The sequence below is a fragment of the Sphingosinicella microcystinivorans genome (assembly GCF_003634215.1).
GTDB classification, from domain to species: domain Bacteria; phylum Pseudomonadota; class Alphaproteobacteria; order Sphingomonadales; family Sphingomonadaceae; genus Sphingosinicella; species Sphingosinicella microcystinivorans.
The window spans coordinates 182,634-204,732 of sequence record NZ_RBWX01000010.1; the positions used below are offsets into that span (position 1 = coordinate 182,634).

The following is a 22,099-nucleotide window of genomic DNA, read 5'->3' on the forward strand; positions in this document are numbered from 1 at the left end:
GCGGCAAATCCGAAAGATCACGTGAGAAGGCGGCGGCGGCATGGCGTCCTACCAGTATAGTTTTGTAATGAAGGGTCTCACGAAGACCTTCCCCGGCGCGCCGAAGCCGGTTCTGAACAACATTCACCTGCAGTTCCTGCCCGGTACCAAGATCGCCATCATCGGCGTCAACGGTGCCGGCAAGTCGACGCTGATGAAGATCATGGCGGGCTACGACAAGGACTATCAGGGCGAGGCATGGGCCGCAGACGGCGTCCGCGTCGGCTATCTTTCGCAGGAGCCGCAGCTCGATCCGACGAAGACCGTGAAGGAAAACGTCATGGACGGCGTCCGCGCGGTCGCCGACATGATGGACCGCTTCAACGAAATCTCGACCATCATGGCCGATCCGCCGGAAGACGCGGATTTTGACGCGCTGATGACCGAGATGGGCGAGCTGCAGGAGAAGATCGACGCCGTCGACGGCTGGACGCTCGACAACCAGCTCGAAATCGCCATGGATGCGCTGCGCTGCCCGCCGGGCGACGCCAGTGTCGAGAATCTGTCAGGCGGTGAGAAGCGCCGCGTGGCGCTCTGCCGACTGCTGCTCGAAAAGCCCGAAGTCCTGCTCCTCGACGAGCCGACCAACCACCTCGATGCCGAAAGCGTCCAGTGGCTGGAAAAGCACCTGATCGACTACGCAGGCAACGTCATCCTCGTCACCCACGACCGCTACTTCCTCGACAACGTCGTCGGCTGGGTGCTGGAGCTGGACCGCGGCCGCGGTCTGCCCTTCGAGGGCAACTACTCCAAGTGGCTTGAGGCGAAAGCCAAGCGCATGGAGCAGGAAGACCGCGAGGAAGAGGGTCGCCAGAAGGCGATCAAGGAAGAGCTGGAGTGGATCCGGCAGTCGCCGAAGGCCCGCCAGTCCAAGTCCAAGGCGCGTATCAAGGCGTTCGATGAGCTCGTCGAAAAGCAGAACGACCGCCGGCCGGGTGCAGCGCAGATCCTCATCCAGGTGCCCGAGCGTCTCGGCAGCACGGTGATCGAGGCGAAAGGGCTCACCAAGGCCTACGGCGACAAGCTGCTGTTCGAAAACCTGGAATTCACGCTGCCGCCGGGCGGTATCGTCGGTGTCATCGGGCCTAACGGTGCCGGTAAGTCGACGCTCTTCAAGCTCATCACCGGGCAGGAGACGCCCGACAGCGGATCGATCAAGATCGGCGACACGGTGAAGCTCGGCTACGTCGACCAGAGCCGCGATCACCTCGATTCGAACAAGAACGTCTGGGAAGAGGTCTCGGGCGGCAACGAGCGTTTCTACTTCGGCAAGCACGACATATCGACGCGCGCTTACGTCGGCGCCTTCAACTTCAAGGGCGTTGATCAGCAGAAGAAGGTCGGCCAGCTTTCAGGCGGTGAGCGCAACCGCGTTCACATGGCGAAGATGCTGCAGAAGGGCGGCAACGTGCTGCTGCTCGACGAGCCCACGAACGACCTCGACGTCGAAACGCTGCGCGCGCTCGAAGAGGCTCTGGAGAATTTCGCGGGCTGCGCCGTGGTCATCAGCCACGATCGCTTCTTCCTCGATCGCCTTGCCACGCATATCCTCGCGTTCGAAGGCGACAGCCATGTCGAATGGTTCGAAGGCAACTTCGAAAGCTACGAGGAAGACAAACGCCGCCGCCTCGGCGACGAAGCCGACCGCCCCCACCGCATGAGCTACAAGAAGCTCACGCGTTAGGAGCCGATCGTCAGTCGCAGAGCCTCCGCTCTCCATCGCTGAGACCCGTAGTGTTCGTGATGTTTCGGAGCGTCAGTTCGCGCGCGATGAACGCTGACGTGTAGGTGATGTCGCGTTCGGTGAAGATCGGCGCGATGCTGCTCAATATGCTGCTTCTCACCGGGAAAAACCACGGCGTGTACCGATAGGTCACTTCGGCAACGAGCACGTTGTTGGGGTCCGTGACGATCATGCCGTTTACTTCGTCTATCGACGCATCGTCCTTGCCATCGCCTTCCTCGCCGATTTCGCTTGCCCGCGCGAGATTGCCTTCGCATCGTTGCCATCGAATCCAGTGCCCGTCGTCGGCCGCGTTGCGCGTGACGGAACTAAGGACGAGGCGGCCGTTCGCGTCGAAATCGTCGAACGATGCCGACATCTGCGAGCCCATGAACAGCGTGTTGACGTCCACTTCGTCGATGCTTGCCCGATATCGTGCAGCGAGATCGGCGGCCGAGGTCGCGATGCGCGAAAGCTGCTGGTGCGTCAGCGCGAGGTGAACAAGCTCAAGCCCACCCAGCAATGCAACCATCAGAAACGGCAATGCAAACGCGAACTCCATGAACGCGACACCGGACTCGTTTTTATGTAGCGAGGTCCGAACCTTTGGGAGACGAATCCGTTTCATTGTCATGAAGGAATGCACTCCTCCTCGGGATCGGGCACCTCGATATTGCTGAACGGCTCGTTTTTGATGACGGCGTTGGCCTCGATCGTCATATCGTTATTGCCGCCGTTGATGACGCTTGAGGTAAGCTTGAAGATCATCGGGTAGGTAACCGTCACGCCGTAATAAAGAATGTCTTCGGCATTGCCGAGATCATCGCTGCCGCGATCTGCATCCCACTGCTCGTTCCCGTTGATGTCGAGGTAACAGTCGCCGGGCCCTGGTTCGCCGCCCAAAGGCTCGACGTCGGAAGTAAGCGGTTCTGGCTGACCCACGGCTCCGAAGCTAGAGTAGCTCCTGCGATCGATTTCCGCGTGGGCGCCTTTGATCTGCCCGATTTTCGCGTCGAGGATCGCGTCGAGTTCCTCTGCGGTCGAGCCGCCCGTCGCAGCGAGGCGCGAGACTTCGCGCAGCGCACCTTCCACGTTCGATTTCGCATAGGCCAGATAGCCGAGCTCGATGCCGCCCATCAGCAACGTCATCATCGGCAGGCTTAGCAAGGCGAACTCGATGATATAGCTGCCGCGTTCATCCCCGTGGAGACGAGATAGTGGGTTGCGGAGACGTTTCATTGTGATGCCTACTTCGACACGCGCAGATAACCGATATTCTGCGCGATCTTTTCGAAAGCCTTGTTCAGATCGTCGGCCGTTTCCGCGACGTAATAATCGTCTTCGGAACTTGCGCACTGCTCGATCGCGGTCTTGTCCGTTGAGCCGATCGAGGTGGAAAATGCTACAGTTGAAACCTTGATGCCCTGCTTCTTCGCCGCTTCGCAGATCATCCGGAAACGCGCGCGATGTTCTGGCTTGGGTTCAGTCGTGTTAGACCGCGTTCGGTGATCCCACAGATACTGGCCATAGGCTGAATAGCTGATACCGGGATCGATTTCACCGTCGGACATGAAGACGATATAGCGGTTGATACCGCGTTCCTCACCGGTATGCCCGGGAGCAAGGTAGGTGCTTTCATTGGGGAACGGCGCACCAGGGCTGATAAGCGCCAGACCCCAGTACATGCCGAGTTCATGATAAGTGCCGCCCGCGGGTTGGAGTGCGTCGATATAGCTCCCCAGCGTCGTCACGCCGTCCGCATCGATTTGCGTAAGCAGCTTTGCCTCGTTTGGGCAACTCTTGTTGGGCCCGGTCGAGGCCACGCCGTCCGCGTAGTGGCTCCCCGTTGTCAAGCTCGCGTAGCTCGTATCATAACGCACCGCTTTGCTCGAGTACGTGTTGCTATCGTTTTGCATGCGCCAGTTAAGGCTGGCCCAGGGCTCCTTCGTGATGTCCATGTATGTCGAATTCGGGCGGTACTTGTTGCCGGTTACACTGACACCGCCGACCGATGAGCTCGCCCAAGGTGGCGCGAAATAAGGCCGCCATTTCGGCGCGATCTGGCCCTCGACTTCGGTGCCGGGCGCGGCGTCGATAACGTCCCACGCACCCACCGGGATGGTCGTGTAGGGTGAACTGGATGCATCGATGGTCGTGACAGTGCTTCGCGCCTCGACACAGCCTTTCCACGCATAGGGATTGGAAGGCGTCGTCTCGGCGAGGCCCAGGGAAACGAACTGGTCTAGGTCTAGATTTTCGTCATCGTAAGTGCCCGTCACGGAATAATTCTTCCAGGCGTATTTCCCACTCACGGTTGCCATGTACGGCTCGCCAATATTCGTAGAATAAGGCTCACCTGTGTAATCGATGTAATCGGCGTTTTCATTGTGGAGCAGCTTGCCGACGTTCACGCCCTGCGAATAGGGAACGATGCCGACTCGTACACGTAGTCCGCTGCTGCTCAGCTGGTCCTGAAGATCTTTAAGGATGTCGAGAAATTTCTTGGAAGCGCTCTGCAGTGCGATCATGCGCTCGTTGTCGCTTCCGCTGTTGCTGTTCACATCCCACCGCATCGATCCGGTCACGTCAACGACCAGAACGACGTCGACATTCACGCCCGCCCGACGCGCGGAGCACTCGGCATTGATGTCCATCGACTGGATACCCGCAATCCGCAGCAGCTGCGTGGAGATTGTCGTTGCCAGCGTGACCGTGAGTTCGCCCTGCTCGTCGACCTGCGCGGTGCGCGTAATCTCACCCGTATCGAACTTGCCTTCGGGGAAATTGTAATCGAGGAACTTTTGGATTTCCTGATCGGCAGTGGTGTTGCTGAGTACGGTGCCGCCGCTGTCCACGTCGTCCTTGGTCATCACCTTGCGACCCGCCAGCGCCGCCGCATCGCAGGCCTGTGCCAGTCGTGCCTCGGCCATGTAGGCGCGCGTCAGGTCGACACCGCCGCCGATGGCGCCGACGAGCGGAATGACGGATGCTGCTACGATGGCGAGCGCGTTGCCCTTCTGGTCGCGTCTCAGGCGTGAAAGAAAGGTCGACGACTGCATGGCTTTCATGCGATGGCCCGGCGTATTGCTGCCCAGCGACATAGTGTTCACCCCCGTGCACCGCCTGCGAACAGGCGCATGATCAAGGATGCATAAGGGGAAATGCCTAAGAAGCTGTTGAGGTGACTGGTTAATGAGAGACGGGATCGGCGGAATTCCGGGCGTTGCCGAAACGATTTCCGAAACGGAAGCTTTTGTGCGGGCCGAAGACCGGGACCGCTACGTCGCGACGCTGTTCGCGCCGCCCGCCGCAAGGCCGCGTCTTTTTGCGCTCCACGCTTTCGATCTGTCGCTCGCCGATGTGGTCCGCACGACAACCGAGCCGCAGATCGGCATGATCCGGCTCGCATGGTGGCGCGATAGTGTCGAAGGCGCGCGCGAAAAGTCGGTGGCGGGCCAGCCCGTTCTGGCTGCGGTCGCAGCTGCAGCGCTGGATCCGGTACAACTCGCGGCGCTCGCGGAGGCGCACATGGATGTGCTCGACGGTGCCGAGATCGGCGAGAGCGGCGCGCAGCTTTTCCGTTGCGCTGCTACCGTTCTGGGGGCCGAGGAACCCATGGGACTCGCCGATGCCGGCCGGTTCTGGGCGATGGCGTCGGCGCGCCGCCGGGGCGCTGAGGGGACCGTGCCGGAGCTTGGCCGCATGCGCTTCCCGCCCGCCGTTCGTCCCGTCACCGCGCTTGCCGCCGTCGCCCGGCGCGACGCTGCCGGCAAGCACGAGCCGCGCGGCGCGGCAGGGCGGCAGTTCGCCATCCTGCGCCACGTGCTGACAGGGAAAGCGTGACACTGCCGGAACGAACTCGTTAGGCTCTATCCCGCGAGTCGCATCGAAAGGGTAGAGATGACAATGGTTTGGCGCTGGGCGGTCGGCGGCATTGCGGTAACATTGCTCGTGGCGGCAGCCGTCGTGGTGAGCGTGGACGACGAGCCGGAAACTGCCCCGCTACCGGAGCCGCCGCCGCCCGTCGCTGCTCCCGCCGCGCTGCCGGAGCCGCCGCAGGCGAGCGAGGCGACGCGCGAGGAAAAGCGCTTCCGCCGTTACGATCGCGACCGCAACGCCAGTGTCAGCCGTGAAGAGTATCTGCGCTCGCGCCGGCAGTCGTTTGACAGGTTCGATACGGACGGAAACGGCGTGCTCAGCTTCGCGGAATATGCTGTGAAGCAGAATGCGCGCTTCGATGATGCCGATGCCGACAGGTCAGGCGAACTCACGGCGGCGGAGTTCGAAAAGACTCGGACAGTCCGGACCGCTGCAAAGCCGAAGGTGGATTGCAGCTGCGCGGATTAATCGGCTTTGTCGGCGATCCAGCGATCGAGATCGGCGAGCGCCCGTTCCGCATAGGCGGCTTTCCGCGATTTTTTGGCAACGCGTTCGTCAAACGGAGGGAACAGACCGAAGTTCACGTTCATCGGCTGATAGGTCTCCGCCACTGCCTCGCCCGTGATATGCGCGAGGAGCGCGCCGAGCGCCGTCGTGCGCGGCGGCAGGTTGGGGGCGGTGCCGTGCGCATCGGCGGCCGCGAAACGCCCGGCCATCAGGCCGACGGCGGCGCTCTCGATATAGCCTTCGCAGCCGGTGATCTGCCCGGCGAAGCGGATGCGCGGCTCGGACTTCAGGCGCAGGCTGCCGTCCAGCAGCACCGGCGATTTGATGAACGTGTTGCGGTGCAGCCCGCCCAGCCGCGCGAACTCGGCGTTCTCCAGGCCGGGGATGCTGCGGAAGATGCGCACCTGCTCGGCGTGGCGCAGCTTCGTCTGGAAGCCGACCATGTTCCAGAGCGTGCCCGAAGCGTTGTCCTGACGTAGCTGGACGACCGCATAGGCCTTCTTTCCCGTACGTGGGTTGGTGAGGCCGACGGGCTTCATCGGCCCGAAGCGCAGCGTTTGGGGGCCGCGCTCGGCCATCACCTCAATGGGCATGCAGCCTTCGAAATAGGGGGTGTTCGCCTCCCATTCCTTGAACACGGTCTTCTCGCCGGTCATCAGCGCGTCGATGAAGACGCCGTACTGCGCTTCGTCCATCGGGCAGTTGATGTAGTCCTTGCCGTCGCCCTTGTCGTAGCGGGACTGGAACCACGCGGTTTCCATGTCGATGCTCTCGCGGTGGACGATGGGCGCGATGGCATCGAAGAAGGCGAGGGCGTCTTCGCCCGTTTCTGCGCGGATCGCTTCGGCGAGCGGCGCGGCGGTCAGGGGGCCGGTGGCGATGATCGTCTGGCCCCATTCGGCCGGCGGCAGGCCCTCCACGCACTCGCGGCGGATTTCGATCAGTGGTTCGGCTTCGATGGCGGCGGTTACGCGCGCGGAGAAGTCGTCGCGGTCCACGGCGAGCGCGGAGCCTGCGGGCACCCGCGCCGCGTCGCCGCAACGGAGGATCAGCGAGCCCAGCCGCCGCATTTCTTCGTGGAGGACGCCAACGGCACTGGCATTCGGATCATCGGACCGGAAGCTGTTGGAGCAGACGAGTTCGGCAAGCCCGTCCGTATGGTGCGCATCCGTGCCTTGCACGGGGCGCATTTCGTGCAAAACAACGGGAACGCCCGCGCGCGCGAGCTGCCAGGCGGCTTCCGAACCGGCGAGGCCGCCGCCTATGACGTGGACAGGTGTCTTCATGCGCGCGGAGATATGGGGAAGGGGTGCTCGCGTCCAGTGTTGCATGGTCGCCCGCTCTTTGCGATGAGCCTTGCCGAATGTCGCGCCGCATCCTGATCGTCACGGGGCTTTACCCGCCGAACGCCCCCACGGCGACTGTGCGTGCACCGAAGTTCGCGCGCTTCCTGATGGATCGCGGCCACGACGTTCGCGTGCTTTCGGGGCAGAATCTTCAGTTCCCCGCCGCCGTTGACCCCGAGATTCCCGCCGAGCGCATCACCGCCGTGCCCTATGTGCGGCGCGGGCGGACAGCACCCATGACGGAGGCGGATCAGCCGAAGCCCGGCGCGAAGGCGAGCGTGGAAACCGCCGCGCAGCCGGGCGGGCTCAGGCGCCTGATCTGGCAGCTCTCCTACCTCCCCGATCCGCACGTCACCTGGATCGACCCGGCGGTTGAGACGGCCCTGGCGTGGGACTGGAAGCCGGACGTGATCTTCTCGACCGGCCCGCCGCATTCAAGCCATATGGCGGCAGCGCGGCTGTCGCGTGCGTGGGGCGTGCCCTTCGTCGCTGAACTCCGCGACCTCTGGGCGGACAATATCTACCAGAACGAAAGCCTCATCGCGAATGGCGTCAACCGCTGGATGGAGCGGCGCGCGCTTTCGAAGGCTGCGGCGCTGGTGGCGGTGACCGAAGGCAGCACTGAAATCCTCGCGCGGCGCTCCGGAAAGCCAGTCGTGTGCGCGGCGAACGGCTACGATCCGGCCGATTTCGTCGGCCTGGAAGACGTGTCGGCGCTCGATGCAGATCGGCTCAGCATCGTGCACGCGGGGTCCACCTACAACGGCGGCCGCTCACCCGAGCCGCTGCTCGCGGCGCTTGCGCTCCTGAAGCCTGATCCGGCGAAGCTCGTCGTGCATTTCTGGGGCGAGGACAGCCACGTGCCGATGGCGATGGCCGAGCGTGCGGGCGTTGCCCATCTGGTGCAGGCGCACCCCCCGATTGGGCGCAGCGAGGTGCTGCGCATCGAGCGCGCGGCGGACATCCTGCTGTTGCTGCGCTTTTCCACCGAGGGCGAAAAGCACGTCGTCGCCGGCAAGCTTTACGAATATGTCGGCGCGCGGCGGCCGATCCTCTGCCACGGCCAGCAGGAAGGCGAGGCGGCGGACCTCATCCGGCGCACAGGCATCGGCCTTGTCAGCAACGACCCGGCCACGGTCGCGGACTGGCTTTCGCAAAAGCTCGCCGAGCGCGCGAGTGGCCGCCTCCCGGATCTCCCGGCGGGCGCGGCAGACGGGCTGACGCGCGCGGCGCAGTTCGAAAAGGTTGAGGCGGTGCTCACCGGCCTCTTCACCCGTTGATATTTGCGGCCATCGCCGTTATAACGTGCGTATGAACGCATCGCTCAAACTCGTGAAGATCGGCAATTCGACAGGCGTGATCCTGCCGAAGGAGCTGCTTGCGCGTCTGCGTGTCGAGCTTGGCGATACGCTTTACGCATCGGAATCGCCCGATGGCGTGCGCCTCACGGCATCCAATCCCGATTTCGAGGCGAAGATGAAGCTCGCCGAGAAGATCATGCGTGAGGATCGCGATATTCTGCGCGTTCTGGCGCAATGACGGTCGATCAGCGGATCGAGCCAAACTGGCTCGATCCAAAGGATGCCATCGCGATTCATGATCGCCAGCTTGCCGAACATGGCGGAGGGGCCGGAGTACGCGATTCCGGGCTTCTGGATTCGGCCTTGGCCCGGCCCGTCAACCGCTGGACCTATGGCGAAGACGATCCCGCCGCACTTGCCGCCGCCTATGCGTTCGGCATTGCCCGCAATCACCCGTTCATCGACGGCAACAAGCGCACCGCGTGGGTGATCGCGCGCCTGTTCCTTGCACTGAACGGCCATGAACTGCGGTTCAGCGCCGCGGATGCGATCGCCATGATGCTCGATCTGGCGGCGGGCACGCTCCCCGAGGATGCGGCTGCCGACTGGTTCCGTTCGCGGCTTCCCGTCACCCAATCGTAACGCTGGCCTTCACGCGCGCGCGCATGTAGAGACGAACGCACAACCATAAAAATCCCCAAGAGCGTACAGGAAACCGAGTGGACGCCCCAGAGACCAGCGGCGCCGAGCCGTCCGATATCCGCCCCATCTCCATCGTCGAGGAGATGAAGACGAGCTATCTCGATTACGCGATGAGCGTGATCGTGGCGCGTGCGCTGCCCGATGTTCGCGATGGTCTGAAGCCCGTTCACCGCCGTATTCTCTACACCGCCTACGAAAACGGCTTCACGTCGAACAAGCCTTATCGCAAGTCCGCGCGCATCGTCGGTGACGTGATGGGTAAGTACCACCCGCACGGCGACAGCGCGATCTACGACGCGTTGGTCCGCATGGCGCAGGATTGGTCGATGCGCGTTCCGCTCATCGATGGTCAGGGCAACTTCGGCTCGATGGACCCGGATGCCGCCGCGGCGATGCGCTACACCGAATCGCGCCTCGCCAAGGTGACCGACGAGCTGCTGACCGATCTCGACAAGGACACTGTCGATTTCGTGCCGAACTACGACGGCTCAGAGAGCGAGCCTTCAGTGCTTCCGGCGCGCTTCCCGAATCTGCTGGTGAACGGCGCGGGCGGCATCGCGGTCGGCATGGCGACGAACATCCCGCCGCACAACCTCGGCGAGGTCGTGGCGGCGGCTGTCGCGTTCATCGACAATCCAGCGATCACGGTCGAGGAGCTCATGGAGTTCGTGCCGGCGCCGGACTTTCCCACGGGCGCGATGGTGATGGGCAAGGGCGGCCTGCTCAGCGCCTACACCACCGGGCGCGGCTCGGTCATCATGCGCGCGCGCAGCATCGTCGAGGACCGGCGCGGTGATCGCCGCCAGATCGTCCTCACCGAAATTCCGTTTCAGGTCGGCAAGGCGGGCCTTGTCGAGAAGATCGCCGAGGCGGTGAAGGACAAGCGCATCGAGGGCGTGTCCGACATTCGCGATGAATCGAACCGCGAAGGCGTGCGCGTCGTCATCGAGCTGAAGCGCGATGCGACGCCCGAAGTCGTCCTGAACCAAGTCTACCGCTTCACCCCCGCGCAGACGAGCTTCGCCTTCAACATGCTGGCGATCCGCGGCGGCCGCCCGGAACTGCTGAACCTGCGCGACATCATCGCGGCGTTCATCACCTTCCGCGAGGAAGTGATCACCCGCCGCTCGAAGTTCGAGCTGAACAAGGCGCGCGACCGCGCCCACATCCTGCTTGGCCTCGTCGTGGCCGTGTCGAACCTCGATGAGGTCGTGCGCATCATCCGCGGCAGCTCCAACCCTGCCGAAGCCCGCGAAACCCTGATGGCGCGCGAGTGGGCGATTGGCGAGATCCGGCCCTATCTCGAACTCGTCGAGGCTGTGGAAGGCGCCGTCTACGGCGATTCCTACAAGATGAGCGAAATCCAGGTTCGCGCCATTCTCGATCTCCGCCTCCACCGCCTCACCCAGCTCGGTCGCGAAGAGATCGGCGGCGAGCTCAAGGAGTTGGCGGTTTCGATTGCCGAACTGCTCGCCATCCTCGGGGATCGTGCGAAGCTTTACGCCGTGATGCGCGAGGAGCTCGTCGCCGTTTCGGAAGGCTATGCGACGCCCCGGCGTACCGAAATCGTGCCCTACCTCGACGATATCGATGATGAAGACCTCATCGAGCGCGAGGAGATGGTCGTCACCGTCACCATGGGTGGCTACATCAAGCGCACGCCGCTCGATAGCTTCCGCGCGCAGCGGCGCGGCGGCAAGGGCCGCTCGGGCATGAACACGAAGGATGAGGATGCGATCACGAACCTGTTCGTGACGCTGACCCACACGCCCGTTCTGTTCTTCTCCACGGCGGGCAAAGTCTACCGCATGAAGGTGTGGAAGCTCCCCGAAGGCGCGCCGCAGGCGCGTGGCCGGGCGATGGCGAACCTGCTGCCTCTCGCGGACGGAGAGGTCATCTCGACCGTGCTGCCGCTCCCCGAAGACGAGGCGGAGTGGGGCAAGCTCCACGTGATGTTCGCCACCGCGAAGGGCACCGTGCGCCGCAACTCGATGGATGCGTTCACCAACGTCCCCTCGAACGGCAAAATCGCCATGCGCTTCGATGAAGACAGCGACGACCGCCTGATCGGCGTCGCGCTGCTCACGGAGGACGACGACGTTCTGCTCGCCACGCGGCAGGGCAAGGCGATCCGCTTCTCCGCGACCGACGTGCGCGAGTTCCAGAGCCGCACCTCCACGGGCGTGCGCGGTATGACCCTGAAGGGCGATGACGAGGTGATCTCGCTCTCCATCCTGCGCGGCTTCGCGGCGACGCCGGACGAGCGCGAGGCATACCTCCGCGCCGCGCCGTGGAAGGACAACGAAAACGAACCGACGCTTTCGCCCGAACGCATGGCCGAGTTCACGGCGGCTGAGGAGTTCATCCTCACCGTGTGCGCGAACGGCTACGGCAAGCGCACATCGGCCTACGAATACCGCCGCACGAACCGGGGCGGGCAGGGCATCGGCAACATCGACAATATCGCCCGCAACGGCCCGGTGGTGGCGAGCTTCCCGGCGCACGACGGCGAGCAGCTCATGCTCGTCACCGATCAGGCGAAGATGATCCGCCTCGGCCTCGATACGCTCCGCGTCATCGGCCGCAACAGCGCGGGCGTGCGCCTGTTCAACGTCGCCGACAATGAACACGTCGTATCTGCCGCGAAGATCGCAACCGACGGCGAGGACGAAGGTGAAGACGAGGGCGCAGACGCCGCCGAGGAAGTAGAAGCCGCACCCGCCACGGAATGACCGTCACAGCCTACAAGATACTCACGCGCGGCGAGTGGGAAAGCCTGAAAGCTGAAGGCACGTTCGCCGGCGCCCCGGTCGATCTGGCGGACGGCTACATCCACCTCTCCGCACCCGATCAGGTGGCGGAAACTGCGGCGAAACACTTCGCGGGCCGAGACGATCTCGTGCTCGCCGAAGTCGATCTCAGGAAGCTGGAAGGCGTGAAGTGGGAACCCTCACGCGGCGGGCAACTGTTTCCCCACATTTACGGGGTCCTGCCTCTCGCCGCCGTGGTAAGAACAGAACCGCTGCAGACCAAAAAATAACCTCCCTCGCTCCACCGAGGAGAGGGGCAAACAACCCTTCTAAACCCCACAGGCAGTATCGTCTTTCCCTCCTTGACGGACTTGGTTTTGTCGTTTATTTCTGAAAATACAGAAAGAACGGACATGGCGATAACGGAACATCCCGACGCAAAAGCCTTCATCCTTCATTGGGGTGAAATGGGCACGCAATGGGGCGTCAACCGCTCAGTTTCGCAGGTTCACGCGCTTCTCTACCTCTCCGCCCGTCCGCTGCCTGCTGACGATATCGTCGAGCAACTGGTATTAGCCCGGTCCAATGTTTCCACGGCGCTCAAGGAACTCCAGGGTTACGGCATCGTCCGGCGTGTCCATGTGGAAGGCGACCGGCGGGATCACTTCGTCGCTGAAACCGATCTTTGGGAAATGCTCATGCGCATTGCTGCGGAGCGCAAACGTCGCGAGATCGATCCGACCATAAAGTTGCTGGATGAACTGTCCAAGCGCATGGCGGACGACAACAGCGTTCCCGCGCACGTGCGGGAACGGATCACGCGAATGCACGAGTTTATCTCGACGCTCGGCAACTGGTACGAGCAGGTCAAGGTGCTGCCGAAGTCCACGCTTGTCACACTTATGAAGCTTGGTGGCAAAGTGGCTCGTTTCGTGAGTCCCATGCGCAAATCAGACACACATTGAGAAAGGAGAGGGGCCGGCTTTAACCGTCAAACTGTGCCCAGATATTTCAGTTTTTTCAGAAATTACGGAATAGAAAGGATGTTGTATGGTTGAAACCGCATATGGGCTTTATCTGCTCATCACCATCGCGATAACCATCTGGGTCGCGCGGACCTTGTCCAAGAACGGTGAGGTGTTCCTCATCCAGTGTTTTGGCCACAATGCTGAGCTGGCGCGATCCACCAACCACTTGCTGGTGGTTGGCTTTTATCTCGTAAATATTGGCTTCATCACGCTGACACTCAGCCTTGGCGCCGAGCCAAAGACCATGCCGGATGCCATTCGCTTTCTCAGTGGAAAAGTCGGCATCGCGGTCATCGTGCTGGGCGCCATGCATTTTTTCAACATGGGTGCGATCTCGCACTTTGGTCGCAAGGTGAACGGCTGGCTGTTCGATCAGAAGGTAGTCGTGGCTTGACGAGGCGAGGCGGGCGCTGAAGCGCCCGTCATGCCCTTCTCAGGAGAATGGCAATGGAAAGAAGCGGTTCACTAATTCCTGGTGTAATTGCGGCCACTCTGCTGGCTGGTCCATTGTTTGTCGTGTTCTTTGCTGTCGCGAACATCTTTCAGCAGTTTCCAGAACATATATCTATAGACTCAAAAGACGCACAGGTCCTCTTTTTGATGCTGCCGGCAGTCGTCGTCGGTGCATGTATATCGCTCATACCCAATATCATCGGCGCAAACATCATGGCGGATCTGGCTGATGAGTATCCGTTTGCAAGGTCCTCATTTGTTTGGGCAATTGTTGGCGCATCTACTGCATTTGTTTGGATATGCATCATCCCTGGATTGTTTGATGCGCGGCCCGAAGGTTTCGCGCTTGTCGCTACATCGGCGATGTGCGCTGTCATATGCAGGGTTTACGTCAACTGGTCCTAACGCCCCTCCGTCCCTAATCGCTGCCGAACCCCCACGAAAATCAGAATCTGTCCCGCCGTGTAGAGCGGCCAGATGAAGAGCGCGGCCTCATGCGGGTCCATGCGGCCGCCGATGCGGGCGAAGATGAAGGCGTCGGAGGCGAGGAAGAGGATCGCGCCGATGCCTGTCCGGTAGCGGGAAAAGCGGCTCGTCCACGCTGCGGCCGCCATCGCTGCGAGCAGAGCGCTATAGAGCGCGATCCCCGCGTTCGCGGCTGGCCCCGCGATCAGGTAGAGGAATGGGGCGGAGAGAAGCAGGGCGAGCGCTGCGCCGCGCTGGCTGACAGGCATCGGCCCGGCGCGCCGGTTGCGCAGGTAGAGCCAGATCGCGGTGACATGGCCGAGGGCGAATGCGCCCGCGCCGACCATCATGTCGTATTCGAGCAGCATGTCGCCGAGCGCGCCCAGCGCCATCACGCCCGCAAGCAGCCAGCCGTCGGTGCGGCGCGCGGCGATGGCGGCGGCGATGGCAAGGATGGTAACGCACGCGCCTTTCAGCGCGACATGCGCCGCGAAAGGCAGCCCCGCGTTCATGGCGAGGAAGTAGGCGATCGCCGCGATTGCGGCGAGGCTTGCGGGAAGCGCGATGCGTTGAGCCATGGCAGGATCACCCCCGGGGATCGAGTCGTGCTATGGATTTAGCAGATTATCGCGCGCTTACACGCCTGAACGAGGTTCAAGCGCGGTTCACCATGGCTGTGCCATCCATGCATCGCATCAAGGCTTGACGCAGACCGTCACGGACGCGACATGCTGCGGCGGCATATTCGGCTTTTCCCGGCGATTTACGGGAACTTGCACTGGGGAGACTGGACGAATGAAGATGGTTTCACGCACGGCGCTCGGCTTCGCGCTGGCTCTCGGCATCGCGAGCGGTGCCATGGTTGCACCCGCTGTCGCCAAGGAGAAGGACAAGAAGGAAGCCGCGCCTGAGGCGCGCAAGTTCAAGTTCTCCAAAAAGGCGCAGAAGGCGCTCGGCGAGGCGCAGGCCCTGCAGCAGAAGGGTGACAACGACGCGGCGCTCGTCAAGATCCGCGAGGCCGAAGCGCTCGCCGAGACGCCGGACGACAAGTACATGGCGAATGCGCTCAAGATCAACATCGCGCTTGCGAAGCAGGACAATGCGATGCTTGCCGAAGGGCTTCAGGGCTCGATCGATAGCGGCAGCTCGACGCCTGAGGAGAAGTTGAAGTTCCAGCGCAGCCTCGCAGCGCTTGCCGTGCAGAAGAACGACGTGCCGGCCGCCATCAAGGTGTATGAGGCGATGGTTGCGGAGCACCCGAACGATGCCGACCTCGTTGTCGGACTCGGCGAGATGTACAACCGCGCCGGACGCACGCCCGAAGCCGTCGCCACGATCGACAAGGCGATCAAGGCGAAGCAGGCCGCGGGTCAGGCCGTTGAGGAAAGCTGGTACAAGCGCGCGCTCGCGCTCGCTTACGACGGCAAGCTTGCGAACCAGGTGACGCCGGCGTCGATCGCGCTCGTGCAGGCCTACCCGACGCCGACGAACTGGCGCGACGTGCTGGTGATCTTCCGCGAAACTTCGGGTCTAGACGATCAGGGCAACCTCGATGTCATGCGCCTGATGTACGACACGAACGCGCTTACTGGCGAACGCGACTACTTCGAATATGCCGAAACCGCCGACAAGCGCGGTCTTGCCGGTGAGGCCAAGAGCGTCATCGACGCCGGCACCTCGAAGGGCGCGCTTTCCACGAGCAAGGCATACGTGAAGGAACTCGTGAGCATCGTCACGCCGAAGGTTAAGGGTGACCGCGGTTCGCTGCCGTCTCTTGAAAAGGAAGCGCGCGCTGACAAGACCGGCCGTATGGCGAAGGCCACGGCGGACGGTTACCTCGGCTATGGTGAGAACGCCAAGGCCGTTGAACTGTACCGTCTGGCGCTCCAGAAGGGCGGCGTCGACGCGGCCGAGGTCAACACCCGCATCGGCATCGCGCTCGCCCGCAGCGGTGACAAGGCGGGCGCGGAGGCGGCCTTCAACGCGGTGCAGGGCGGCAAGCGCGCCGACATCGCGAAGTTCTGGCTCGCGCACCTCAACAGCAAGGGCGGCACGCAGACGGCGTCGACCGTGAACTGATCCGCCAGCGGATACGTATGAAAAGGGCGGTGCCGCGGCGCCGCCCTTTTTGTTTGCGGCGGCGGTCAGGGCTATATAAGCCCGAATACAGCAAATGATCCACGCAGCACGCATCGTCTCACTCGTCTTGCTCGCCCTCTTCGGCGCCCTCCCGGCACGCGCGCAAAGCGCCGCCCCCGTTGTCCTCGCCGCAGCCTCGCTGCAGGAAGCGCTGGGCGATGCCGCCGATGCCTGGGCCCGGCAGCGCCACCCGCGCCCGATACTCTCCTTCGCAGGCTCATCGGCCCTCGCGCGGCAGATCGAGGCGGGCGCGCCCGCCGACCTCTTCATCTCCGCCGACGAAACGTGGATGAACCATCTCGACCAGCGCGGCCTGCTGGGGCCCGGCAGTCGCCGGGTCATCGCGGGCAACCGACTGGTGCTGGTCGCACCCTCGGATTCCCCTGTGCGGCTCAGAATTTCAAAGAGCTTCCCACTCGTCCGCGTACTCGGTGCCGGGCGGCTGGCGATGGCCGATCCCGCCGGCGTTCCCGCCGGACGGTACGGCCGCGCCGCGCTTGAGACGCTCGGCGTCTGGGCGGCGGTCGAACCGCGCGTGGTGCGTTCGGAAAATGTGCGCGCCGCGCTTGCCCTCGTGGAGCGCGGCGAGGCGCCGCTCGGCATCGTCTACGCGACCGACGCCGCAGCATCGAGCAAGGTTCGCGTGGTCGGCGTGTTTCCGGCATCGAGCCATCCGCCGATCCGCTATCCCGCCGCACGGCTGAAGACGGCGAAGGCGAAGGACGCTTCGGCCTTCCTCGCGTTTCTCGGCTCGCGTCAGGCCCGGGCCATTTTCGCCCGTCACGGTTTTTCCGCACCCTGATGCTCTCGCCCGCTGAGCTTGAGATCCTGCTGCTGACACTCAAGGTCGGCATCACGGCAGTGCTGGTCACGCTGCCCATCGCCTTCACGTTCGCGTGGCTTCTCGCCCGCGCGACCTTCCCCGGCAAGGTGCTGCTCGATGGCGTTGTGCACTTGCCGCTTGTGCTGCCTCCCGTCGTCACCGGTTGGCTGCTGCTGCTTGCGTTCGGGCGCAATGGGCCGGTCGGCGCGTGGCTGCAAGACTGGTTCGGGATGACCGTGATGTTCCGCTGGACCGGCGCTGCTATCGCTGCTGCGGTCATGGCGCTCCCTCTGATGGTGCGTGCGCTGAGGCTCTCCATCGAAAATGTCGATCGCGGCCTCGAAAGCGCCGCGCGCACGCTCGGTGCGACCCGGACGCGCGTGTTTTTCTCGGTCACGCTACCGCTGTCCGTCCCCGGCGTCCTCGTCGCCTCAGTGCTTGGCTTTGCCCGCTCGATCGGGGAGTTCGGCGCCACGATCACGTTCGTGTCGAACGTACCGGGCCAAACGCAAACCTTGCCGCTTGCTATCTACAGTGCGCTCCAGCTCCCGGGCGGGGAGGGGCAGGTGCTGCGCCTTGCCGTCATCGCCATCGTGCTGTCGCTTGCGGCGCTCGTCTTCTCCGAAATCCTGGCGCGTCGTGCCGCACGGGGGCGCCATGTCCTTTGACGTCGATGTCACACGCCGCGTCGGCGAAACGCAGGTTTCCGCCCGTTTTTCCGGAAGCGGGCTCATCGTGCTGTTCGGCCCCTCGGGCGCGGGCAAGACGTCGGTGCTCAACATGGTGGCCGGCCTGCTCACGCCCGAGCGGGGCCATGTCCGCATCGGCGCGGAGACGCTGTTCGACGCCGCGGCCATCAATGTCCCGCCGGAGCGCCGCCGGCTGGGTTACGTGTTTCAGGATTCCCGGCTTTTCCCGCATCTCCGGGTTCGAGAGAACCTGCGCTATGGCCATCGCCTCGCTCGGTCGGAGGACCGCTGGATGGACTACGACGATACGGTTCGCCTGCTCGATATCGCGCATCTGCTCGACCGTTGGCCAAAGGGGCTTTCGGGCGGCGAAGCACGCCGCGTCGCCATCGGCCGCGCTCTGCTTTCGGGGCCGCGCGCGCTGCTGCTGGACGAACCGCTTTCGTTCCTCGATCGCGCGCGCCGCGAGGAGGTGCTCCATGTAATCGAACGCATCCGCGATACGCTGAAGCTGCCCATCCTTTACGTCACGCACGATGAGCGCGAGGTGGAGCGATTGGCGACACAGATCATAGAAGTCGGCTGACGCCGTTAAGAAGTTGTTTCCAGTATGAAAGTAGATTGCCGCTGATTTCCAGGGGGAACTGGCTGTGGCTTTTAAACTGTCGCTCGATCCGGGCGAGAAATTTGCCGTCAACGGTGCTGTCATCGTCAATGGTGATAAGCACGCCGTGCTGACGGTCGATAATCAAGCCGGTGTGCTTCGCGACAGCGACGTCATTCGCGAAGATGAAGCGCGCACGCCGGCCACGCGCCTGTATTTCGTGTGTATGCTTTCCTATCTCGATGCCGACGCGGCGGACAGCCACTATCCGCGTTTCAGCGAGCATATGGATGCGTTCATGGACGTAGTGGAAAACCCGCGCGTGCGCCTCATCTGCGCGCAGGTCAGCCTCGCGATGATGAACCGCGAATATTACCGTGCGCTCACGGGATGCCGCGAACTCATCGCGTATGAAACGCTGATCCTCGGCGACATCAATGCCGAACTGCGGTTGCAAAGCCGGGCGTAAGGCTATGCCTCGACGCTTGTCGACGCTCATTGTGCAGTGATGGAAAGACCTGCCGGCTAGGCTTGGCAGGCTGTGCTTCGGCCACTAGCGTGTTATCGCATGCTGAAATCACGCTTTTTTCTGCCGCTTTTCGCTCTTCTTTCGGCAGCCGCGTGCGCGACTGCGCCGAGAAGCAATCCCGCCGTCACGCCCGAGGGCATTGCCGCGCACGTCACTGAACTCGCGTCCGACGCCTATGAAGGGCGTGAGCCCGGCACGGCGGGGGAAGCGAAGACCCTTGCCTACATCGAAGCTGCGTATCGCCGCATCGGGTTGCTGCCGGTTTCAGGTGATACCTATCGCCTCGCCGTACCCTTGTTGAAATCCGAAGTGGGAGCCGGACGCATCACAGCCGGATCGGTGACGATCGAAAGCGGCGAGACAGCGACGGTTCGCGCGCCGATGACGGAGACGGGCGCGACGGCAAAGGGTGATATCGTTTTCGTGGGCTATGGCATCGCGCTTCCTGAAGAGGGGCGCGATGATTTTGGCGGCCTCGACCTCGGCGGCAAGATCGCGCTCGTTTTCGCGGGGCTTCCCGATGGAAATGCTGAACCGTCAGAGGCCATGCGAAGGCAATCCCTGCGCACGGTGAAGCTGGAGAACGCCGCACGCGCAGGCGCGGCCGGAGCCATACTGATCTATGATCTTGCCCCCGGAGAGGACGAGTGGCGGCGCGTGCGAGCTTTCGCCGGGCGCGCCGAGGTACAGATCGACGCTGGTACACCTGTAAAAACACCGCTTTATGCCCTTGTCGGCCGTGAGGCTGGATCAGCGCTGGCAAGGGGCCTCGGCGTAGACCTTGCGATGCTGAAAAGTGAAGCCGCCGGGGCAGGCTTCAAACCGAGGACGCTCGGCTCCGGCGCGCTTGCCGCCGAAAATCGGGTTACGCGCTTCACCTCTTACAACCTGGCAGGCGTGCTCCCCGGCCGGAAACGGCCCAATGAGTACGTCGTCTATCTCGCGCACTGGGACCACCTTGGGCACTGCGGAACCGGGATCGACACGATTTGCAACGGTGCGGTCGACAATGCGAGCGGTGTCGGCGGTCTCGTCGAACTTGCCGAAGCGTTCGCGAAGGGGCGGCGTCCGGAGCGTTCCTTGCTCTTCCTCGCGACGACCGCTGAGGAAAGCGGGCTTCTTGGCGGCAAGCACTTCGCTGTATCCGGTCCCATCGATCCAGGCCGCATGGTCGCCGCGTTCGGCCTTGATACCATTGCAGCGAATGGGCCATCCGAAGATGTGATTGTACTCGGACAGGGGCTCACCACCCTCGACGCGCGGCTGGCCGATGCCGCGAAGGCGCAAGGCCGCCGGATCAAGGTGATGCCCGACGTTCAGAGTTTCTACGCGCGCTCCGACCATTTCGCCTTCGCCGAGGTCGGCGTGCCCGCCGTTATCGCGACCGGTATTTTCTCCGGGAGCGGTTTCGGTGACTACATGAGCAATCACTATCACCAGCCTTCGGACGCGGTGACGCTTCCGATCGATTATCGCGGGGCTGCCGATGATGTGAACTTATTACTCGCGGTCGGTCAGGGTCTTGCGAACAGCCGCGAATGGCCCACATGGACGAAATCGTCTCCATATCAGCGGCGACCGTAGCAATTCCCGAAAACCGGTGGCATAAGCCCCGCCACCTCAAAATCGGCGACAAGGAAAACGGCATGGACATCCGGCTCGGACTCACTTTCGATGATGTCCTGCTGGTGCCCGGCGAGTCCGAAGTCCTGCCGAGCGAGACCGATCTCTCGACGCGCGTGACGCGCGAAATTTCCCTGAATATTCCGATACTTTCCTCGGCCATGGACACGGTGACCGAGGCTGACATGGCGATCGTGATGGCGCAGGTCGGCGGCCTTGGCGTGCTGCACCGCAACCTCACGATCGAGGAGCAGGCGCAGGCGGTGCGCCAGGTGAAGCGCTTCGAATCGGGCATGGTGGTGAATCCGGTGACGATGCACGCGGATGAAACGCTCGGCGAAGCGCTCGACCTGATGAAGCGCCACCGCATCAGCGGCATCCCGGTTGTCGAGCGTAGCCCGAGTGGCCAGCCCGGCAAGCTCATCGGCATCGTAACCAACCGCGACGTCCGCTTCGCCGAGCATCCCGAGCAGCCGATCAGCGAACTGATGACGAAGGACAACCTCGCAACAGTGCGCCCCGGCGTGACCCACGAGGAGGCGCGGCGGCTTCTGCACCAACGCCGCATTGAAAAGCTACTCGTCGTCGATGACGCCTATCGCTGCATCGGTCTCATCACCGTGAAGGATATCGAGAAGGCGGTCACATTCCCCACGGCGACCAAGGATGCCGCAGGCCGCCTTCGTGTCGCAGCGGCGACAACCACGGGCGATGCGGGTTTCGAGCGCACCGAGGCGCTGATCGATGCCGAATGCGACCTCATCGTGGTCGATACGGCGCACGGCCATTCCGTGCGTGTCGCCGAGGCGGTGAACCGCATTCGCAAGCTTTCGAACACCGTCCAGATCATTGCAGGGAACGTCGCGACGGCAGAGGCAACGCGTGCCCTCATCGATGCGGGTGCGGACGGTATCAAGGTCGGCATCGGGCCGGGTTCGATCTGCACCACGCGTGTGGTTGCGGGCGTCGGTGTTCCGCAGTTTACCGCGATTCAGGACGCCGCTGAAGAGGCGATGAAGTCGGGCGTCCCGGTGATCGCGGACGGCGGCCTGCGCACGTCGGGCGACATCGCCAAGGCCATTGCGGGCGGAGCCTCCGCCGTCATGGTCGGCTCGCTGCTGGCAGGGACGCAGGAAGCGCCGGGCGAGACGTTCCTGTATCAGGGCCGCAGCTACAAGGCGTACCGCGGCATGGGGTCGGTGGCGGCGATGGCGCGCGGTTCTGCGGACCGTTACTTCCAGCAGGATATCAAGGACCAGATGAAGCTGGTCCCCGAAGGCATCGAGGGGCAAGTGCCTTACAAGGGGCCGGCGAAGGACATCATCCACCAGCTCGCAGGCGGTCTCAAGGCGGCGATGGGCTACACCGGCGCGCGCACGATCGCCGATCTGCAGAAGCGCGCGCGGTTCGTGCGGATCACCAATGCTGGGCTGCGCGAAAGCCACGTCCACGACGTGACGATCACGCGTGAGGCGCCCAATTATCCGACGCGTTAAGGC

General features: G+C 63.2%; 23 protein-coding genes. 18 read left to right on the forward strand and 5 right to left on the reverse strand.

Annotated elements, in window-relative coordinates; all coding sequences use genetic code 11:
• Positions 1-40 precede the first annotated feature (40 nt).
• Positions 41-1,723, forward strand: a complete 1,683-nt coding sequence (ettA, locus tag DFR51_RS15445) for an energy-dependent translational throttle protein EttA (RefSeq protein ID WP_121052848.1) — start codon at positions 41-43, stop codon at positions 1,721-1,723.
• Positions 1,724-1,733: 10 nt separating this feature from the next.
• Here the strand turns inward: ettA and DFR51_RS15450 are convergent, their stop codons facing one another.
• The 3 genes from DFR51_RS15450 to DFR51_RS15460 are packed head-to-tail and all read right to left on the reverse strand — an operon-like array spanning position 1,734 to position 4,863.
• On the reverse strand, positions 1,734-2,396 hold the full coding sequence (locus DFR51_RS15450; RefSeq protein ID WP_338068332.1) for a TadE/TadG family type IV pilus assembly protein: 663 nt from the start codon (positions 2,394-2,396) through the stop codon (positions 1,734-1,736).
• Entirely contained in the window at positions 2,393-3,001 is a 609-nt protein-coding gene (locus tag DFR51_RS15455) for a TadE/TadG family type IV pilus assembly protein (protein ID WP_121052852.1), read from the reverse strand. The genes DFR51_RS15450 and DFR51_RS15455 overlap by 4 nt, the downstream gene beginning before the upstream one ends.
• A gap of 8 nt (positions 3,002-3,009) precedes the next feature.
• Positions 3,010-4,863 (reverse strand): pilus assembly protein TadG-related protein, encoded by a 1,854-nt coding sequence (locus tag DFR51_RS15460; RefSeq protein ID WP_121052854.1) that lies wholly within the window; start codon positions 4,861-4,863, stop codon positions 3,010-3,012.
• Positions 4,864-4,954: 91 nt separating this feature from the next.
• On the opposite strand from DFR51_RS15460, the gene DFR51_RS15465 reads away from it, so the two are divergent.
• Both DFR51_RS15465 and DFR51_RS15470 read left to right on the forward strand, forming a co-directional pair.
• A complete protein-coding gene (locus DFR51_RS15465) occupies positions 4,955-5,605 on the forward strand; it encodes a squalene/phytoene synthase family protein (protein ID WP_121052856.1) in 651 nt (216 codons plus the stop codon).
• A gap of 57 nt (positions 5,606-5,662) precedes the next feature.
• On the forward strand, positions 5,663-6,109 hold the full coding sequence (locus DFR51_RS15470; RefSeq protein WP_121052858.1) for an EF-hand domain-containing protein: 447 nt from the start codon (positions 5,663-5,665) through the stop codon (positions 6,107-6,109).
• Here the strand turns inward: DFR51_RS15470 and trmFO are convergent.
• The gene (trmFO, locus tag DFR51_RS15475; RefSeq protein WP_121052860.1) at positions 6,106-7,434 is read right to left on the reverse strand and encodes a methylenetetrahydrofolate--tRNA-(uracil(54)-C(5))-methyltransferase (FADH(2)-oxidizing) TrmFO; all 1,329 of its coding nucleotides are present in this window, start codon (positions 7,432-7,434) and stop codon (positions 6,106-6,108) included. The two genes, DFR51_RS15470 and trmFO, sit on opposite strands and share 4 nt — an antisense overlap.
• A 77-nt stretch (positions 7,435-7,511) precedes the next feature.
• On the opposite strand from trmFO, the gene DFR51_RS15480 reads away from it, so the two are divergent.
• From DFR51_RS15480 to DFR51_RS15515, 8 genes are all read left to right on the forward strand, one after another.
• Complete coding sequence (locus tag DFR51_RS15480; protein ID WP_121052862.1) at positions 7,512-8,774, forward strand: glycosyltransferase; 1,263 nt, start codon at positions 7,512-7,514, stop codon at positions 8,772-8,774.
• A 31-nt stretch (positions 8,775-8,805) separates the two neighbouring features.
• Positions 8,806-9,033, forward strand: a complete 228-nt coding sequence (locus DFR51_RS15485; protein WP_121052864.1) for an AbrB/MazE/SpoVT family DNA-binding domain-containing protein — start codon at positions 8,806-8,808, stop codon at positions 9,031-9,033.
• Positions 9,030-9,437, forward strand: a complete 408-nt coding sequence (locus tag DFR51_RS15490; protein WP_121052866.1) for a type II toxin-antitoxin system death-on-curing family toxin — start codon at positions 9,030-9,032, stop codon at positions 9,435-9,437. Before DFR51_RS15485 ends, DFR51_RS15490 begins: the two co-directional genes overlap by 4 nt.
• Before the next feature lie 77 nt (positions 9,438-9,514).
• Positions 9,515-12,229 carry a DNA gyrase subunit A gene (gyrA, locus tag DFR51_RS15495; protein ID WP_170151794.1) on the forward strand — a complete coding sequence of 905 codons (2,715 nt, stop codon included), beginning with the start codon at positions 9,515-9,517 and terminating at the stop codon, positions 12,227-12,229.
• Positions 12,226-12,537 carry a DUF952 domain-containing protein gene (locus tag DFR51_RS15500; protein ID WP_121052868.1) on the forward strand — a complete coding sequence of 104 codons (312 nt, stop codon included), beginning with the start codon at positions 12,226-12,228 and terminating at the stop codon, positions 12,535-12,537. Before gyrA ends, DFR51_RS15500 begins: the two co-directional genes overlap by 4 nt.
• Positions 12,538-12,660: 123 nt before the next feature.
• The gene (locus tag DFR51_RS15505) at positions 12,661-13,212 is read left to right on the forward strand and encodes a GbsR/MarR family transcriptional regulator (RefSeq protein WP_121052870.1); all 552 of its coding nucleotides are present in this window, start codon (positions 12,661-12,663) and stop codon (positions 13,210-13,212) included.
• 85 nt (positions 13,213-13,297) lie between these two features.
• On the forward strand, positions 13,298-13,669 hold the full coding sequence (locus tag DFR51_RS15510) for a hypothetical protein (RefSeq protein ID WP_121052872.1): 372 nt from the start codon (positions 13,298-13,300) through the stop codon (positions 13,667-13,669).
• A gap of 53 nt (positions 13,670-13,722) precedes the next feature.
• Entirely contained in the window at positions 13,723-14,133 is a 411-nt protein-coding gene (locus DFR51_RS15515; protein ID WP_126494870.1) for a hypothetical protein, read from the forward strand.
• On the opposite strand, the gene DFR51_RS15520 is transcribed toward DFR51_RS15515, so the two are convergent.
• A complete protein-coding gene (locus tag DFR51_RS15520) occupies positions 14,130-14,771 on the reverse strand; it encodes a lysoplasmalogenase family protein (RefSeq protein WP_121052876.1) in 642 nt (213 codons plus the stop codon). The genes DFR51_RS15515 and DFR51_RS15520 overlap by 4 nt on opposite strands.
• A 217-nt stretch (positions 14,772-14,988) precedes the next feature.
• Between DFR51_RS15520 and DFR51_RS15525 the strand changes: the two genes are divergently transcribed.
• The 7 genes from DFR51_RS15525 to guaB all read left to right on the forward strand — a co-directional run bounded on the left by DFR51_RS15525 (position 14,989) and on the right by guaB (position 22,096).
• A complete protein-coding gene (locus DFR51_RS15525) occupies positions 14,989-16,272 on the forward strand; it encodes a tetratricopeptide repeat protein (protein WP_121052878.1) in 1,284 nt (427 codons plus the stop codon).
• Positions 16,273-16,366: 94 nt separating this feature from the next.
• Complete coding sequence (gene modA / locus DFR51_RS15530) at positions 16,367-17,134, forward strand: molybdate ABC transporter substrate-binding protein (protein WP_121052880.1); 768 nt, start codon at positions 16,367-16,369, stop codon at positions 17,132-17,134.
• A complete protein-coding gene (modB, locus tag DFR51_RS15535) occupies positions 17,134-17,823 on the forward strand; it encodes a molybdate ABC transporter permease subunit (RefSeq protein WP_121052882.1) in 690 nt (229 codons plus the stop codon). The genes modA and modB overlap by 1 nt, the downstream gene beginning before the upstream one ends.
• Positions 17,813-18,430, forward strand: a complete 618-nt coding sequence (locus DFR51_RS15540; RefSeq protein ID WP_121052884.1) for an ATP-binding cassette domain-containing protein — start codon at positions 17,813-17,815, stop codon at positions 18,428-18,430. The genes modB and DFR51_RS15540 overlap by 11 nt, the downstream gene beginning before the upstream one ends.
• A gap of 64 nt (positions 18,431-18,494) precedes the next feature.
• Positions 18,495-18,917 carry a flagellar biosynthesis repressor FlbT gene (locus DFR51_RS15545; protein WP_121052886.1) on the forward strand — a complete coding sequence of 141 codons (423 nt, stop codon included), beginning with the start codon at positions 18,495-18,497 and terminating at the stop codon, positions 18,915-18,917.
• A gap of 99 nt (positions 18,918-19,016) precedes the next feature.
• A complete protein-coding gene (locus DFR51_RS15550; protein WP_121052888.1) occupies positions 19,017-20,561 on the forward strand; it encodes a M28 family peptidase in 1,545 nt (514 codons plus the stop codon).
• Between the two features lie 62 nt (positions 20,562-20,623).
• Positions 20,624-22,096, forward strand: a complete 1,473-nt coding sequence (guaB, locus tag DFR51_RS15555) for an IMP dehydrogenase (RefSeq protein ID WP_121053162.1) — start codon at positions 20,624-20,626, stop codon at positions 22,094-22,096.
• Positions 22,097-22,099 lie beyond the last annotated feature (3 nt).

Coding starts and splice junctions, on each gene's coding strand:
- ettA (WP_121052848.1), top strand. CDS start 41: ATGGCGTCCTACCAGTATAGTTTTGTAATGAAGGGTCTCACGAAGACC.
- DFR51_RS15450 (WP_338068332.1), bottom strand. CDS start 2,396: ATGACAATGAAACGGATTCGTCTCCCAAAGGTTCGGACCTCGCTACAT.
- DFR51_RS15455 (WP_121052852.1), bottom strand. CDS start 3,001: ATGAAACGTCTCCGCAACCCACTATCTCGTCTCCACGGGGATGAACGC.
- DFR51_RS15460 (WP_121052854.1), bottom strand. CDS start 4,863: ATGTCGCTGGGCAGCAATACGCCGGGCCATCGCATGAAAGCCATGCAG.
- DFR51_RS15465 (WP_121052856.1), top strand. CDS start 4,955: ATGAGAGACGGGATCGGCGGAATTCCGGGCGTTGCCGAAACGATTTCC.
- DFR51_RS15470 (WP_121052858.1), top strand. CDS start 5,663: ATGACAATGGTTTGGCGCTGGGCGGTCGGCGGCATTGCGGTAACATTG.
- trmFO (WP_121052860.1), bottom strand. CDS start 7,434: ATGAAGACACCTGTCCACGTCATAGGCGGCGGCCTCGCCGGTTCGGAA.
- DFR51_RS15480 (WP_121052862.1), top strand. CDS start 7,512: ATGTCGCGCCGCATCCTGATCGTCACGGGGCTTTACCCGCCGAACGCC.
- DFR51_RS15485 (WP_121052864.1), top strand. CDS start 8,806: ATGAACGCATCGCTCAAACTCGTGAAGATCGGCAATTCGACAGGCGTG.
- DFR51_RS15490 (WP_121052866.1), top strand. CDS start 9,030: ATGACGGTCGATCAGCGGATCGAGCCAAACTGGCTCGATCCAAAGGAT.
- DFR51_RS15500 (WP_121052868.1), top strand. CDS start 12,226: ATGACCGTCACAGCCTACAAGATACTCACGCGCGGCGAGTGGGAAAGC.
- DFR51_RS15505 (WP_121052870.1), top strand. CDS start 12,661: ATGGCGATAACGGAACATCCCGACGCAAAAGCCTTCATCCTTCATTGG.
- DFR51_RS15510 (WP_121052872.1), top strand. CDS start 13,298: ATGGTTGAAACCGCATATGGGCTTTATCTGCTCATCACCATCGCGATA.
- DFR51_RS15515 (WP_126494870.1), top strand. CDS start 13,723: ATGGAAAGAAGCGGTTCACTAATTCCTGGTGTAATTGCGGCCACTCTG.
- DFR51_RS15520 (WP_121052876.1), bottom strand. CDS start 14,771: ATGGCTCAACGCATCGCGCTTCCCGCAAGCCTCGCCGCAATCGCGGCG.
- DFR51_RS15525 (WP_121052878.1), top strand. CDS start 14,989: ATGAAGATGGTTTCACGCACGGCGCTCGGCTTCGCGCTGGCTCTCGGC.
- modA (WP_121052880.1), top strand. CDS start 16,367: ATGATCCACGCAGCACGCATCGTCTCACTCGTCTTGCTCGCCCTCTTC.
- modB (WP_121052882.1), top strand. CDS start 17,134: ATGCTCTCGCCCGCTGAGCTTGAGATCCTGCTGCTGACACTCAAGGTC.
- DFR51_RS15540 (WP_121052884.1), top strand. CDS start 17,813: ATGTCCTTTGACGTCGATGTCACACGCCGCGTCGGCGAAACGCAGGTT.
- DFR51_RS15550 (WP_121052888.1), top strand. CDS start 19,017: ATGCTGAAATCACGCTTTTTTCTGCCGCTTTTCGCTCTTCTTTCGGCA.
- guaB (WP_121053162.1), top strand. CDS start 20,624: ATGGACATCCGGCTCGGACTCACTTTCGATGATGTCCTGCTGGTGCCC.